Source organism: Streptomyces sp. NBC_00525, from assembly GCF_036346595.1.
In the GTDB taxonomy this organism is placed as follows: Bacteria; Actinomycetota; Actinomycetes; order Streptomycetales; family Streptomycetaceae; genus Streptomyces.
In genome coordinates this window covers 1922480-1937249 of the sequence record NZ_CP107834.1, presented here as the reverse complement: position 1 = coordinate 1937249, position 14770 = coordinate 1922480, and the positions used below count along the sequence as shown (strand labels likewise).

11 protein-coding genes and 1 pseudogene are annotated in these 14770 nt (G+C 73.5%); 6 read left to right on the top strand and 6 right to left on the bottom strand.

Going from position 1 to position 14770, the window contains the following annotated elements; genetic code table 11:
• Positions 1 to 3: 3 nt before the first annotated feature.
• From OG710_RS08615 to OG710_RS08595, 5 genes are all read right to left on the bottom strand, one after another.
• On the bottom strand, positions 4 to 906 hold the full coding sequence (locus OG710_RS08615) for a carbohydrate ABC transporter permease (protein WP_330238778.1): 903 nt from the start codon (positions 904 to 906) through the stop codon (positions 4 to 6).
• A 1-nt stretch (position 907) separates the two neighbouring features.
• Positions 908 to 1849, bottom strand: a complete 942-nt coding sequence (locus OG710_RS08610) for a carbohydrate ABC transporter permease (RefSeq protein WP_111331605.1) — start codon at positions 1847 to 1849, stop codon at positions 908 to 910.
• A gap of 10 nt (positions 1850 to 1859) precedes the next feature.
• Positions 1860 to 3197, bottom strand: coding sequence for an ABC transporter substrate-binding protein (locus OG710_RS08605; RefSeq protein WP_330238777.1), 1338 nt, complete (start codon positions 3195 to 3197; stop codon positions 1860 to 1862).
• Between the two features lie 68 nt (positions 3198 to 3265).
• The gene (locus OG710_RS08600; RefSeq protein ID WP_330238776.1) at positions 3266 to 4486 is read right to left on the bottom strand and encodes an ROK family transcriptional regulator; all 1221 of its coding nucleotides are present in this window, start codon (positions 4484 to 4486) and stop codon (positions 3266 to 3268) included.
• Positions 4487 to 4664: 178 nt separating this feature from the next.
• Positions 4665 to 5720 (bottom strand): mechanosensitive ion channel family protein, encoded by a 1056-nt coding sequence (locus OG710_RS08595; RefSeq protein WP_330238775.1) that lies wholly within the window; start codon positions 5718 to 5720, stop codon positions 4665 to 4667.
• A gap of 223 nt (positions 5721 to 5943) precedes the next feature.
• Between OG710_RS08595 and OG710_RS08590 the strand changes: the two genes are divergently transcribed.
• Complete coding sequence (locus OG710_RS08590) at positions 5944 to 6480, top strand: HNH endonuclease (RefSeq protein ID WP_111331613.1); 537 nt, start codon at positions 5944 to 5946, stop codon at positions 6478 to 6480.
• Positions 6481 to 6547: 67 nt separating this feature from the next.
• On the opposite strand, the gene OG710_RS08585 is transcribed toward OG710_RS08590, so the two are convergent.
• On the bottom strand, positions 6548 to 9550 hold the full coding sequence (locus tag OG710_RS08585; RefSeq protein ID WP_330238774.1) for a beta-N-acetylglucosaminidase domain-containing protein: 3003 nt from the start codon (positions 9548 to 9550) through the stop codon (positions 6548 to 6550).
• 316 nt (positions 9551 to 9866) lie between these two features.
• On the opposite strand from OG710_RS08585, the pseudogene OG710_RS08580 reads away from it, so the two are divergent.
• The 5 genes and pseudogenes from OG710_RS08580 to alc all read left to right on the top strand — a co-directional run.
• A pseudogene (locus OG710_RS08580) lies at positions 9867 to 10058 on the top strand (hypothetical protein); the annotation flags it as partial.
• Positions 10059 to 12236, top strand: coding sequence for a 4-alpha-glucanotransferase (gene malQ, locus OG710_RS08575; RefSeq protein ID WP_330238772.1), 2178 nt, complete (start codon positions 10059 to 10061; stop codon positions 12234 to 12236).
• Positions 12237 to 12293: 57 nt separating this feature from the next.
• Positions 12294 to 12524 (top strand): hypothetical protein, encoded by a 231-nt coding sequence (locus OG710_RS08570; protein WP_443064228.1) that lies wholly within the window; start codon positions 12294 to 12296, stop codon positions 12522 to 12524.
• Between the two features lie 34 nt (positions 12525 to 12558).
• On the top strand, positions 12559 to 13509 hold the full coding sequence (locus OG710_RS08565; protein WP_330238771.1) for a LysR substrate-binding domain-containing protein: 951 nt from the start codon (positions 12559 to 12561) through the stop codon (positions 13507 to 13509).
• Positions 13510 to 13568: 59 nt separating this feature from the next.
• Entirely contained in the window at positions 13569 to 14708 is a 1140-nt protein-coding gene (gene alc / locus OG710_RS08560; protein ID WP_111331625.1) for an allantoicase, read from the top strand.
• The last annotated feature ends 62 nt before the right edge of the window (positions 14709 to 14770 follow it).

The window sequence follows — 14770 nt, the reverse complement described above, 5'->3', positions numbered from 1 at the left end:
GGTTCAGCCCTTTACTCCGGTCAGTGTGACGCCCTCGACAAAGGCCTTCTGTGCGAAGAAGAAGACGACGATCACAGGGGCCATGACCAGAACGGTCGCGGCCATGGTCAGGTTCCAGTCGGTGTGGTGTGCGCCCTTGAAGGACTCCAGTCCGTAGCTCAGGGTCCAGGCGCCCGGGTTCTCCGAGGCGTAGATCTGCGGGCCGAAGTAGTCGTTCCAGGCGTAGAAGAACTGGAAGAGGGCGACGGCGGCGATGCCCGGCTTGGCCATCGGCACCACCACGCGCAGCAGCGTGCGCAGTTCGCCGCAGCCGTCCACCTTCGCCGCGTCCAGGTACTCGTCCGGGATGGTGAGGAGGAACTGCCGCAGCAGGAAGATGGAGAACGCGTCGCCGAAGGCCATCGGGATGATCAGCGGCCACAGCGAGCCGGACAGGTCCAGCTCCTTGGCCCAGAACAGGTACATCGGGATGACCACGACCTGCGGCGGCAGCATCATCATCGAGATGACGAGCATCAGCGACAGATGCCGGCCGCGGAAGCGGAACTTGGCGAGCGCGTACGCCACGGGCAGCGAGGACACCACGGTCAGGACGGTGCCCAGGCCCGCGTACAGCAGGGTGTTCTTCCACCAGGTCAGGAAGCCCGGAGTGTCGAACACCTTCTTGTAGTTGGCCCACTCGAAGGGGTGCGGCCACAGGTCGCGGGTGAGCGCCTGGTGGTCGCTCATCAGCGAGGTGAGCACCAGGAAGACGAACGGCAGCACGAAGAAGAGGGCCGCGGCCACGCCGAGCGAGTGCACGGCGATCCAGTGCAGCAGCGCCTTGCGGCGCGCGGTGCGCTGCTCCGGCGAGGCGGGCTCGCTCGCCGGGCCCGCGGTCGCCGGGGTGTCGAGAACCTGCGCCATGTCATTCACCTGCCTGGATCAGTCCGCTGCGGCGCCGCATCAGCAGTGCGGTGAACGCCATCGCGAGCGCGAAGAGAACGAGCGCGACCACGCAGGCCGAGCCGTAGTCGAAGCGCTGGAAGCCGAGGTTGTAGACCAGCTGCGGAAGCGTCAGTGTCGACTTGTCGGGATAGCCCGGTTCGAACTGCTGGCCGGAGCCGCCGATGACGCCGGACGCGACCTTCCCGGCCACCAGCGGCTGGGTGTAGTACTGCATCGTCTGGATGATGCCGGTGACCACGGCGAACATGATGATCGGCGAGATGTTCGGCAGCGTGACGTACCGGAACCGGTGGTACGCGGTCGCCCCGTCCAGCTCGGCGGCCTCGTACTGCTCCTTCGGTACGTCGAGCAGCGCGGCCATGAAGATCACCATCAGGTCGCCCACGCCCCACACCGCGAGCGCGGTCAGCGCCGGCTTGGACCAGGTGGCGTCGGTGAACCAGCCGGGCGTCCCCAGACCGAGGTCGCCCAGGATGGAGTTGACCGGTCCGGTGCCGGGGTTGAGCAGGAAGACGAAGCCCAGCGTGGCGGCGACCGGCGGGGCCAGGTACGGCAGGTAGAACAGCGTCCGGAAGACCCCGGTGCCCGTCTTGATCTTGGTGATCAGCAGCCCGACACCGAGTCCGAAGACCACCCGGCAGGTCACCATCACCACGACCAGCCAGAGCGTGTTGCGCAGCGCCGGCCAGAACAGCGGGTAGTCGTTGAAGACGTACGACCAGTTCTTGAAGCCGCTGAACTCGGGGGCGGCGAACCCGTCGTAGCTGGTGAACGAGAAGTAGAGCGTGGAGATCAGCGGGTAGGCGAAGAAGACGCAGAACCCGATCAGCCACGGCGACATGAAGGCCGCCGTTCGAAGCGCCGACCTGCGGCGCTTCGAACGGAGTGTGTACGTGCTCATCGTGGTGGCTCTACTTCGCCTGGTCGATCGCCGCGTCGATTTCCTTCGCGGTCTTCTCCAGACCCGCCTTGATGTCCTTCTGCTTGCCCTTCTCGACGTCGAAGCCGAGGTTCTGCAGGGACACCAGGTACGCGCCGCCGTTCACCGAGGGCGGGGTGGTGGTGGAGTTCGGGTTCGCCGCGATGTCCAGGAAGGTCTTGAACCGGGGGTCGTACTTCAGCTTCGGCGACTTCAGCGCCTCCAGCGTGGAGGGCACGTTGTGGATCGCGTTGGCGAAGTTCACGACCGCGTCCGTGTCGGTCGTCATGAACTTGACCAGCTCCCAGGCGGCGTTCTGCTTGCCGGAGGTGGCCGCGATACCCGCGATGGTGCCGGTCAGGTAGCCCTTGCCGTAGGTGTCCGCCTCGCTGTCCGCGACGGGCATCGGGGCCACGCCGATCTCGAACTTCGGCTTGGTGTCCTCGGCCATGCCCAGACGCCACTCGCCGTCCAGCTGCATCGCCACCTGGCCCAGGTGGAACGGGTGCTTGGCGCCCCACTCGTCACCGAAGGACGCCCGGAACTTCTCCAGCTTCTCGTAGCCGCCGAGCGTGTCCACCAGCTTCTTCTGGGTGGTCAGCATGTCGGCGAACGCCGGGTCCTTGGCGATGTTCGACTTGCCGTCCGCGTCGAAGTACGAGGGGTTCCAGCCGCCGAGGTAGTGCTCGGTGGTGGTCTCGTAGCCGTGGAAGTTCGGCATGAAGCCCAGCTGCTCGTACGAGTCGCCCTTGGTCTTCGTCAGCTTCTTCGCGACGGTCGCCAGCTCGGACCAGGTCTTTGGCGGGCTGTCGATGCCGGCCGCCTCGAACGCGTCCTTGTTGTAGTACAGCCCGTACGCGTCACCCAGCAGCGGAACCGTGCAGCGCACCCCGTTGAACTGGGTGTACTCGTTCATCGCCTTCGGGAACGTGGCCGCCGGGTCGATGCCGTCCTTCTCGAAGAACGGGTTGAGGTCGACGAACGCCTTCGAGGAGCAGAACTTGCCCACGTTGTTGGTGGTGAAGGAGGACACCACGTCCGGCGCCTTGGAGCCGCCGGCCCGCAGCGCCTGGTTGATCTTGTCGTCGGTCATGTTGCCGACGACCTTCACATGGATGTTGGGGTGGGCCTTCTCGAAGGCGTCGATCGTGGCCTCGATGGCCTTCACCTCGCCCGGCGCGCTCCAGCCGTGCCAGAAGGTGATGGTCGTCTCCTTGGAGGCGTCGTCTTGCGCCCCGGAGTCGCTCTGCCCGGTGCAGGCGGAGGCGAACAGGGCTATCGCGGCGGTCGCGGCGAGCGCGACGGCCGGCTTCCGGCGGTTTCCGGACATGGTGGGTCTCCCGGTACGAGGTGGGCAGGAAGGACGGAACGTGTACGGGAATGCGGGGAGTGGGGGGTTCAGCGCGAGGTGTCGAACACTTCGTCGCGGGTCGTGGCGAGCGCGCTCTCCAGCGCGCCGCGCAGAACGGGATGGTGGGTGACGTCCCCGGCGAGCAGCCGGGGTCTGGACGCGGCGAGCTGGGCCAGCTCGGCCGCGACCCGCGCGCGCAACGGCTCGCCGCCGCGCGAGAACAGCTCGCCCGAGAGCACGACGACCTCCGGGTCGAGCACCGCGACCAGGGAGGCGAGACCGGTGGCCAGCCCGGTGGCGAGCCGGTCGAGCAGCAGGCCGTACGGCCCCTCCTCGCCCGCCTCCACCGCTTCGGCGGCCCGGCCGATCAGGGCGGCGGCGATCTCGTGGTGCGTGCCGGAGTCCGGCACCGCCCCGTCGACGCCGAGTTCCCGGGCCAGCCTGGCCGGGGCCTGGGCGCCGGCCAGCTCCTGGAAGCCGCCCGCGTTGGCCTTGGTGACCTGGCGCACCAGCGGCGCGCCCGGCACCGGCAGGAAGCCGACCTCGCCGGCGCCCCCGGTGAAGCCCCGGTGCAGCCGGCCGTTGATCACGAGGGCGGCACCCAGGCCCTCCTCGTTCCACAGCAGGACGAAGTCGTCGTGGCCGCGTGCCGCGCCGCGCCGCTGCTCGGCCACGGCGACGAGGTTCACGTCGTTCTCGTACTCGACGGGCATCGGCAGCACGGCCGCCAGCTCGTCCAGCAGCGTGGGGGAGTGCCAGCCCGGCAGATGCGAGGCGTAGCGCAGCCGGCCCGTGTTCGGGTCGAAGGCGCCCGGCGTGCCGATGACCACCCGGTGCACATCGGCCCTGGTCAGCCCGGCCTCCGCGAGCGCGCCGTCCAGCGCCCCGGTCACCTGCCGCAGCACGCTCTCGGCGCGCCGGCCGGGCGTGCGCAGCTCGAACTCCCCGACCGTCTCGCCGGTCACGTCGGCGACCGCCGCGACGATCCGGTGGGCGTTCACATCGAGCCCGGCGACATGGGCGGCGGCGGCGTTGACCGCGTACAGCTGGGCGTTGGGTCCGGGGCGGCCGGCCGCGGTGCCGGTGGCCACCACGAGTCCGGCCGCTTCGAGGCGGGCGAGCAGCTGGGACGCGGTGGGCTTCGAGAGGCCGGTGAGCTTCCCGATCCGCGTCCGTGAGAGGGGACCGTGCTCCAGGAGGAGATCGAGGGCGGCACGGTCGTTCATGGCGCGCAGAACGCTGGGGGTGCCCGGCGTGTTTCCGGCCATGCTCACTGCACCTGCCCCTCTGTTAGGAAAGTTTCCTATTCGGTGAGAAGGAAGGTAGGGCCCTTGCCACCGGGGCGTCAATGACCTGACGGCCGGTGGCAACCAAAGCGTTACCCGAAAATCGGTCCGGCCGGAAAACGACACCGGCCGGGGCCCACGCGGGTCCCCGGCCGGGCGGCTACTTCGCCGTGTTCGGCGGCGGGATCGGGGTCGCCGCCAGGGACTGCGGCGAGGTCGCCGACGCGTACGCGGACGGGGCGGCCATGCCCGCCGTCGGGTCGGCCTGCGGGGCCTCCTCCGGGGTGCCGGCCACCATCCGGATGCCCGCCGCGTCCAGCGCCACCTTGATCCGCCAGCGCAGCTCCCGCTCCACGCCCACCGCCTGGCCCGGCATCGTCTTGGCGCTGACCCGGACCGTCATCGACTCCAGCAGCACCGCGTCCAGGCCCAGGACCTCCACCGGACCCCACAGCCGCTCGGACCAGGGCTCGTCCTTGGCCATCTCCTCGGCGGCCCCGGTGATCGCCGCACGGACCTTCTCCAGGTCCTCCGTGGGCAGCACCTGCACATCGACCCCTGCGGTGGACCAGCCCTGGCTCAGGTTGCCGATCCGCTTCACCTCGCCGTTGCGCACGTACCAGATGGCGCCGTTCTCGCCGCGCAGCTTGGTGACGCGCAGACCGACCTCGATGACCTCGCCGGACGCGACGCCCGCGTCGATCTGGTCGCCGACTCCGTACTGGTCCTCCAGGATCATGAAGACCCCGGACAGGAAGTCGGTGACCAGGTTGCGGGCGCCGAAGCCGAGCGCGACGCCGGCCACCCCGGCCGAGGCCAGCAGCGGCGCCAGGTTGATCTGGAACGCGCCCAGGATCATCAGCGCCGCCGTGCCCATGATCAGGAACGAGGCCACCGACCGGAGCACCGAGCCGATCGCCTCCGAGCGCTGGCGGCGCCGTTCCGCGTTGACCAGCAGACTGCCGAGCGGGGTGGACTGGACCGCCTGGGCGCTGCGGTTCATCCGGTCTATGAACTTGGTCAGGGCACGGCGGATCAGATGGCGCAGCACGATCGCGACGGCCGCGATCAGCACGATCCGCAGTCCGGTGTTCAGCCAGGTGGACCAGTTCTCCTCCACCCAGCCCGCGGCGTTGCCGGCCTGCTCCGCGGCTTCGTCCAGCGAGCCACCGGGCTGCGGTGACGGGGCTGCGGCCAACAGGGCGGACAGGGACACGACGAGACCTCCTGGGGGGTGAGCGCCGAGTGGTGCAGCGCTGAACAACCACACTAACGGGGCATCACCCGTGCTCCGTTGCCGTGAGCGGGGGGAGAGACGCGGCTCACCCGGTGAAATTCCTTTCCGCACGTGGTGGCGCTATGACCCGGCGTGAGGGGAGACTGAGAACGGAGATCGTCCCGGCGCGAGCCACGCGCCGCCGGCGTACAAGGAGGCATCCGTGCCGCATGTCCTGGTTCTCAACGCGTCGTACGAGCCGCTCGGCGTCGTACCGCTCCGCCGCGCACTCGTCCTCGTCCTCGAGAACAAGGCCATCTGCCTCGAGGAGTCCGGTGCCCTCATGCACAGCGCCACCCGTGTCGTCCCGGCCCCCAGCGTCGTCCGCCTCAAACGGTTCGTCCGGATTCCCTACCGGGGTCCGGTGCCGCTGACCCGGCGGGCCCTGTTCGCGCGGGACGGCGGGCGCTGCATGTACTGCGGGGCCGCCGCGACCAGCGTCGACCACGTCATTCCGCGCAGCCGCGGCGGACAGCACGCCTGGGACAACGTGGTGGCGGCCTGCCGCCGCTGCAACCACGTCAAGGCCGACCGGCATCTGCCCGAGCTGGGCTGGCGGCTCCACCAGCAGCCCGCCCCGCCCACCGGACTCGCCTGGCGGATCATCGGCACGGGCCACCGCGACCCGCGCTGGCTGCCCTATCTGCAACCGTTCGGCGCGGACGACGCGATGGCCCGGATCGACGGCATCTCAGCCTGAGACCGGGCCCTCGTCGTCTCCGGGCCCTCGTCGTCTGCGGACCCCGTCCGCCGGGGCCCGGAGGCGGTCAGTCGTGCCCGGCCACCGCGTACGCCTTCACCGACCAGAGCGAGATGCCGTACTCGGTGGCCCGCTCGTCGCCCAGGACGCGCACGAACCGGGTGTCCTTCGCGTCCATCCGCACCGACTCGCGGCCGCCCGCGCCCTCGCGCACGGTCGCCGCGGTGCGCCAGGTGCGCCCGTCGCCGGAGACCTGGACCCGGTAGCGGGAGGCGTACGCGTCCTGCCAGTCGAGCACCACCCGCCCCAGCCGGACCGGGGCGGGCAGTTCCGCCTGCCACCACGACCCGTCCGCGGCCGGGGAGGACCAGCGGGTCTCCTGGTCGCCGTCCAGCGCGGCGGACGCCGGGAAGTCCGCGGTCTCGTCCGCCGACGAGGAGGCGGTGGCCCCGCGCAGCACATCGGCCTCGCCGGTGCGTGGATAGGCCCGCACGGTGAGCGTGGTCTCCTCGCCGCCGAAGGAGAACGGCACCTCGTACTCCCCGGACGGGGTGTCCGCCGGGACCGTGATCTCCACCGGGACCTCGGTGCGCGTCCCGCGCGGAACGGTCGTCCGCTTCGGCACCCGGACCTCGATGCCCTCGGGCGCCTTCGCGACCAGCCTGCCCCGCACCTCGGCCGGCCGGCGCCCGGACAGCCGGGCCCGCACCTCCTGCGGCTTCCCGCCGATCACGGCGTCGGTCTCGCCGCGCGCCAGGTCCAGCCGGGCGGCCGGCTCGTCCTCGAACCACGGCACCAGGGAGCGCACATCGGGGGCGGTGCCCGCGCCCACGGACGCCCCGGCCAGCGGCGGGATGATCAGCGGCGGCGACCCGGCCGGCACCGGAGTGGCGGCGGGCCAGCTGATCCGGACCGCGTCGGCCCGCAGCCCCCCGCCCGCCGTCTGGGTCCAGCCGCTCGCCGACAGCCGGCCCAGCGACCGCCAGCCCTCGCCCGGCACATGAGCCTGCACCGTGGCGCCCGCGGCGGCCCCGGCGTCCGGCACGGTCGTCGCGGTGACGGCCTCCAGCGGACGGGCCCGGTCCAGCCGGACCGTATAGCTGCCCGGCGCCTCGCTCACCTCGCCGCCCGCCCGGTCCGTGCCCGTCCAGGAACGGGCCTCCTTGCGGGTCCGGTCCAGGAACGGGCCGAGCACGCCCTCGCCGACCTTCGCCCCGCCCGCCGCGATGTCCTCGCGCACCGGCTCCAGCGCCAGCGACGCCCGCCAGGCCGCAGCCCCGTCGCCCGTGGCCTGGGCGCGCAGCAGGTCGACGGCCAGCTCACCGGCATGGCCGTAGCGGGCGAGCTGCGCGCTCCACGGGCGGACCTCGTCACCGAGCCGGCCCCCGGCCACCCCCGCGAGACCGCCCGGCGCCGCGCGCATCTCGCCGAACGCGTCGCGCAGCCGGTCCGCCGCCGCGTCGAGCGCGCCGGCGTCGTCACCGGCGTACGCCTTCCAGAACGCGGCGATCAGCGGCCGCAGATAGGCGGACTCGGTGCCGCCGAGCACCGAACCCGCGCTGTTGCCCGCCAGGGCCCGCAGCGCGTCGGCCCCGTCCCCGCCGGAACCGGCGAGGTCGTCGATGGCGGCCTCCCAGGACCGCGCGGGGTCGTAGCCCCTCGGGTTCCACGCGAAGTCGGCGGCCGTGAACAGCGGGACGCGCGAGGCGGACGGCTGCTCCATCGCGTTGGCCAGCAGCGCCGCCGAGCCCACCGCCACGGCGGGCTCCCGGCCGGTGTACGGGCCGAGGAAGATCCGGTCGTGCGCGTAGTCGTTGACCGGGTAGTTGTCCATGGTCATCAGCGGATGCCCGAACACGGCCCGCGTCCTCGCCAGTTCGGCGCCCGTGATCGTCCTCGGCACGACCCCGACCCCGGTCCAGGCGACCTCCACACCGTCCGCCAGCTCCCCGGCGAGCGCGGTGCGGTACGCGGTGGCGCCGTCCTGGTAGAACTCCGTCGGCATCACCGACAGCGGCGCCGCCCCCGGATGCCGCGCGGTCAGATGCCGGGCCACGCCGTTCACCACGCGGGCCTGCGCCCGAGCCGCCGCCTCCGGGCCGCTGCCGAACGTGTCCGCGTCGGCCGCGCAGTGCCACTCGCTGTAGCTGACGTCCTGGAACTGCACCTGGAAAGCGCGCACCCCCAGGTCCCACATCGCGTCGATCTTCCGGTTCAGCGCCTTCAGATCGCCGTCCGACGACAGGCACATGGACTGGCCCGGCGCCACCGCCCAGCCGAGCACCACATGCGCGGCGGCGGCCCGGTCGGCCAGCTCCCGGATGTCCGCGCGCCGCTTCGCCGGATACGGGTCGCGCCAGCGGGCCTGCCGGTAGGGGTCGTCGCCCGCCGCGTAGAGATAGCGGTTCTGCTTGGTGCGCCCCAGGAAGTCGATCTGCGCGAGCCGGTCCTCCCGGCTCCACGGCTGTCCGTAGAACCCCTCGGTCAGCCCGCGCACCGCCGTGGCCGGCCAGTCCCGGACGGTGACCCCGGCGACCTTCCCGCCCCGGACCAGCTGGCGCAGCGTCTGCACCGCGTGGAACAGCCCGTCCTCGCCGACGCCCTCCAGCGCCACCGTGCCCCGCTTCGCGACCGGGCCCGCCGCGAGCCGGTAACCGCCCGCCGGCAGGTCCGCCCGGTCCGGCGCGCCCAGGGCGCGCAGCGCGTCCGCCGCCCCGGCGCCGCCCAGCCGGATCACCGGCCCGGCACCCGGCAGCGCCTCGTGGACCGTCCGCACCCCGGCGTCCCGCAGGACCGTGCGCAGCGCCGCCACGGCGTACGGATCGGCCGCCGCGTCCGCGACCAGCGTGACCTCGTGGCCCAGGGCGACCCCGGGACCGGCCGCCGCCATGCTCTGCGGGCGCGGCCACACCGCCGGGGGCGCGCCCTGCGCCGTGCGCCCCGGCCCGGCGGCGGAGGCGCTCGCGGGGTCCGGGGGAGCGGCGAGCGCGGGCGGGGCACCGGCGGAGAGCAGCCCGCCGAGCACGGCCACGGCCACCGCCGTCGCCCGCGTCCTGCCACTGAGCCCCATCGCGGTCTCTCCCCTCGCTCCCACCTCGGGCTCCGAGCCCACCACCCCGCGCGCGAGGGTGTCAATGTGCGAGTCGTTCGATGGCGGAATGTCCTGGTACGAGCAGTGCGGCGGGCGCGCCGCGCAGGGCGGTCCACTACGCGAAAGACAGCGCCGAATGGCCGAAATCGGCGAACGTCTTGCGGGCAACCGGCCCCGTGGGAACGGAATGTGACCCGCAGCACGTTGAACTCGTTGTCATAACGCCTACGTCTGCGGCGGCGTCCGCTGGGTAGGCCGTCACTGTCCTGTTCTCCACGGCCAGGAGGCCACCATGCCCGCCACCGCGCAGCTCCCGCTCTCCGACCTTCCCAAGCAGGCATCCGGCGCCATACCCCTGACCAGCGAGCCCCCGCTCGCCGAGGCCACCCCCCTGACCAGCGAGCCCCCGCTCGCCGTCCTCGCCCCGCTGACCAGCGAACCGGCCGCGACCGGTTGCGCGTGGGGCCCGGAGTCCCCAGGAGTCTGAATGGGCCTGTCCCGGCTCGCCGCCCTGCACGGCGTCGCCACCTCCTTCTCCCCGCCCTCCGGCGCCACCGCGCCGGTGCCCGAGAGCACGGTCGTCGCCGTGCTCGGCGCGCTCGGCGTGGACGCCACCACACCCGAGGCGGTACGGGCCGCGCTCGCCGCCGCCGAGTCGGCGGCCCGCGCCCGGCTCCTCCCGGACACGGTGGTGGTCTGGTCCGGCGAACCGCTGCCGCCCGCGCTCACCGGCCTGCCGCCCGGCACGGAACTGACGGTCGGGCCGCCGGACGGGGCGCGCGGGAGCGGCGGGGCGGGGGAGGCACCGATGCGGGTGCCCGCCGGGGAGCCCGGACCCGATGCCGGACCCGATGCCGCACCCCGGCCCGCCGGGGAGCCCGGACCGTCCGGCCACCCCTGGTGGACCGAACCCCCGCTCGGCGTCCACCGGCTGACCGTCCGCGCCCCGGACCGCCGGGAGCAGCGCTGCGCGCTCGTCGTCGCCCCGCCCCGCGCCCCGCAGCCCCCCGGCCGGGGCCACGGCTTCCTCGTTCAGCTCTACTCCCTGCTCTCCGGCCGCTCCTGGGGCATGGGCGACCTCGGTGACCTCGCCGACCTCGCCTCCTGGTCCGGCCGCCGGCTCAGCTGCGGCTTCGTCCAGGTCAACCCGCTGCACGCGGCGGTCCCCGGCGCCCCCACCGACCCCTCGCCCTACCGCCCCTCGTCCCGGCGCTTCCCGGACCCGGTGCACCTGCGCGTCGAGTCCGTCCCGGAGTACGGCCACGTCCCCGACCCGGCCGCCCTCGACGCGCTGCGCCGCAAGGGCGCCCGGCTGCGGGAAGCCGTCCTGGACAAGGGCGCCCTCATCGACCGGGACGCCGTACGGGACCTCAAGCGCCAAGCCCTCGACCTGATCCTCGCCGTCCCCCTCACCCCCGGCCGGCACGCCGCGTACTGCGACTACCTCGCCCGCCAGGGCCAGGCCCTGGAGGACCACGCCCTGTGGTGCGCGCTCGCCGAGGCGCACGGCCCCGACTGGCGCGGCTGGCCGGACGGGCTGCGCGACCCGCGCTCCGAGGCCACCGCCCGCGCCCGCGCCGAACTGCTCGACCGGGTCGACCACCACTGCCGGCTCGCCTGGCTCACCGACACCCAGCTCGCCGAGGCCCAGCGCGCCGCCCTGGACGCCGGGATGACCGTCGGCATCGTGCACGACCTCGCGGTCGGCGTGCACCCCTCGGGCGCCGACACCTGGGCCCAGCAGGACACCTTCGCCCACGGCATGTCCGTCGGCGCGCCCCCCGACGCCTTCAACGCGCGCGGCCAGGACTGGGGCCTGCCCCCGTGGCGCCCCGACGCCCTCGCCGCGAGCGGCTACGCCCCCTTCCGGGACCTGCTGCGGGGCCTCCTCGCCCACGCCGGCGCCCTGCGCATCGACCACGTCATGGGCCTGTCCCGGCTCTGGTGGGTGCCCGAGGGCCGCCCGCCCACCGAGGGCACCTACGTCGGCTACGACGCGGAGGCCATGCTCGCCGTCCTGGTCCTGGAGGCGCACCGGGCCGGCGCGGCCGTCCTCGGCGAGGACCTCGGCACGGTCGAACCCGGCGTCCGCGAGGCGCTCGCCCGGCGCGGCGTGCTCGGCACCTCGGTGCTCTGGTTCGAGCGGGACTGGGCGGGCGACGGCCGGCCCCTCGCCCCCGAGCGCTGGCGCGCCGACTGCCTGGCCACCGCCACCACCCACGACCTGCCCTCCACCGCGGCCCGGCTGACCGGCGACCATGTGACGCTGCGCCACCGGCTGGGCCTGCTCACCGGCCCCCCGGACGAGGAACACCGGCGGGACGGCGCCGAGACGGCCGAGTGGCTGGCCCTGTTCACCCGGCTCGGGCTGCTCCCTGGGGGCGCCCCCGGCCCGCTCCCCGGAGGCGGCGACGAGGAGGCGGCCGTGCGCGCCGTCCACCGCTTCCTGCTGCGCACCCCCGCCCGGCTCACCGGTATCTGGCTGCCCGACACCATCGGCGACCGCCGCCCGCAGAACCTCCCCGGCACCTGCGACGAGTACCCCAACTGGCGGCTGCCCGTCGCCGACGCGGAGGGCCGCCCCGTCACCCTGGAACAGCTCGCCGCCTCGCCCCGGCTGCACCGCCTGATGGACGTACTGCACCCGGCGGGGGGAGGCTGCTGAGCGCCCGTACGGCACCCCGGACGCGCGGCCCGCGCGGGCGTTCGCTACGTTGGCACCGTGGACAAGAAGAACGCTATGCGCGCCGGCGCCGTCGCCGCCGGAACGACGCTGATGATGCTGCTCATGTCGTCCCCCGCGCTCGCGCTCACCCGCGACGACGGCGACGACCCGGGCCCGGGCCTGAGCGTGCTCGACACCCTCGGCCTGTACGTCGCGGCGCCCATCGTCCTGTTCGCCGTCATCACGGGCCTGGTCATGGTCCTCGACAAGTCGAAGAAGCAGGTCTGACCCACCTGCCCGGCGGCCGGGGCCGGTCGCGGCCATGACCGAGTGGGACGTCAAGAAGCTCCGCATCCTGCGCACCCTGCGCGACCGGGGCACGGTCACCGCGACCGCCGACGCCCTGCTGATGACCCCGTCCGCCGTCTCCCAGCAGCTCTCCAACCTGGCGAAACAGCTCGGCGTGCCGCTCCTGGAGGCCCAGGGCAGGCGGGTGCGGCTCACCGACGCCGCCCATCTCGTCCTGCGGCACGCCGAGGCGGTCTTCGCCCAGCTGGAGCGCGCCGACGCCGAACTGACCGGCTATCTGCGCGGCGAGGCGGGCGAGGTCCGCGTCGCCGCGTTCGCCACCGCCGTACCCGCCCTGGTCGTCCCCGCCGTGCAGCTGCTGCGCACGGCCGGCCGCCCCGGCCCCGACGTCCGGGTGCGGGAGGCGGAGGCCGCCCGCGCGTACGAACTGCTCGCCGCCGCCGAGGCGGATCTGGCCCTGTCGCTGGCCGCCGACGCCCCCGCGTCCTGCGACCCCCGGTTCACCGTGCTGCCGCTGCTCGCCGACCCGCTCGACGTGGCCCTGCCCGCCGGCCATCCGCTCGCGGACGTGCCCGGACTGCGGCTGGCCGACCTTGCCGCCGAGCCCTGGATCTACGGCGGCTCGGGCCCCTGGTCGGAGATCACCCGCTCCGCGTGCCGGGCGGCGGGCTTCGTACCCGCCCGTGCGCACAGCGCGTCCGGCTGGACGGCGATCCTCGCCATGGTCGCGGCCGGCATGGGCATCGCCCTGGTCCCGCGCATGGCGTCGGCGGAACGGCACGGCCGGGAGGGCGTGGTGATGCGGGCCCTGGAGGCGGACCGGCCCCGGCGCCATGTCGTCGCCGCCGTCCGGCGCGGCGGTGAGGACGCCCCGGCCGTCGCCCGGGTCCTCGCCGCCCTGCGCGAGGCGGCGCGGCCGTACGACGACCCCGAGACCGCCCCGCGGACCATTCGGGAATCCTGAACGGTTCGTGCGGAAACTTTCGATGGACCTACGTGCTTCCGGCGTACGACAGTGGGCCCATGACCACCGAACAGGATGAGACCCGGCACGACGATCCCCATGCCAACGACGCGGCCCCCTACGGCGGTGGCGACCCCTACGCCGACTACCGCACCGCCGACCTCCCCTTCACCGACCTCGTGGACCTCGCCGACCGGCGGCTCGGCGCGGGCGTGATCGCCGCCAACGACGAGTTCTTCGCCCAGCGCGAGAACCTCCTCCTGCGCGAACGCGCGGTCTTCGACCCGGAGCGCTTCGGCCACAAGGGCAAGATCATGGACGGCTGGGAGACCCGTCGCCGGCGCGGCACCGACGCCGCCCATCCGTTCCCGGCCCCCGACGACCACGACTGGGCCCTGATCCGCCTCGGCGCCCCCGGCATCATCCGGGGCATCGTCGTCGACACCGCCCACTTCCGGGGCAACTACCCGCAGCGCGTCTCGGTCCAGGCCACCTGCGTGGACGGCGCGCCCGGCCCCGATGAGCTGCTCGCCGACGACGTGAAGTGGGAGGAGATCGTCCCGCCGACCCCCGTACGCGGCCACGCCGCCAACGGCTTCGAGGTCACCGGCGGACGCCGCTGGACCCACATCCGGCTCTGCCAGCACCCCGACGGCGGCATCGCCCGTCTGCGCGTGCACGGCGAAGTGGTCCCCGACCCGTCCTGGCTGGCCGCGCTCGGCACCTTCGACCTGATCGCGGTCCTCAACGGCGGCAGCTACGAGGACGCCTCGGACCGCTTCTACTCCTCGCCGACCCAGATCATCCTGCCCGGCACCTCCCGCAAGATGGACGACGGCTGGGAGAACCGCCGCCGCCGGGTCCGCGGCACCAACGACTGGGTCCGCTTCCGGCTGCCCGCCCAGGGCGCCGTCCGCGCGGTCGAGATCGACACCGCCTGCCTCCTGGGCAACGCGGCCGGCTGGATCGCCCTGCACGGCCGGGACGGCGAGGACGGCGACTGGTTCGAGATCATCCCGCGCACCCGGCTCCAGCCCGACACCGTCCACCGCTTCCCGCTGCCGGAGGAAGCCGTGGTCACCCATGTCCGGCTGGACGCCTTCCCGGACGGCGGCGTCGCCCGGATGCGCCTGCACGGCTCCCTCACGGAGACCGGCGCCGCCGAACTGGCCGCCCGCCACGAGGCGTCCCGCGCCTGACGGACCCAGGGCACGGGTAAGGGGCACCCCTCCGGAGGGGTGCCCCTTACCCACACGTACCG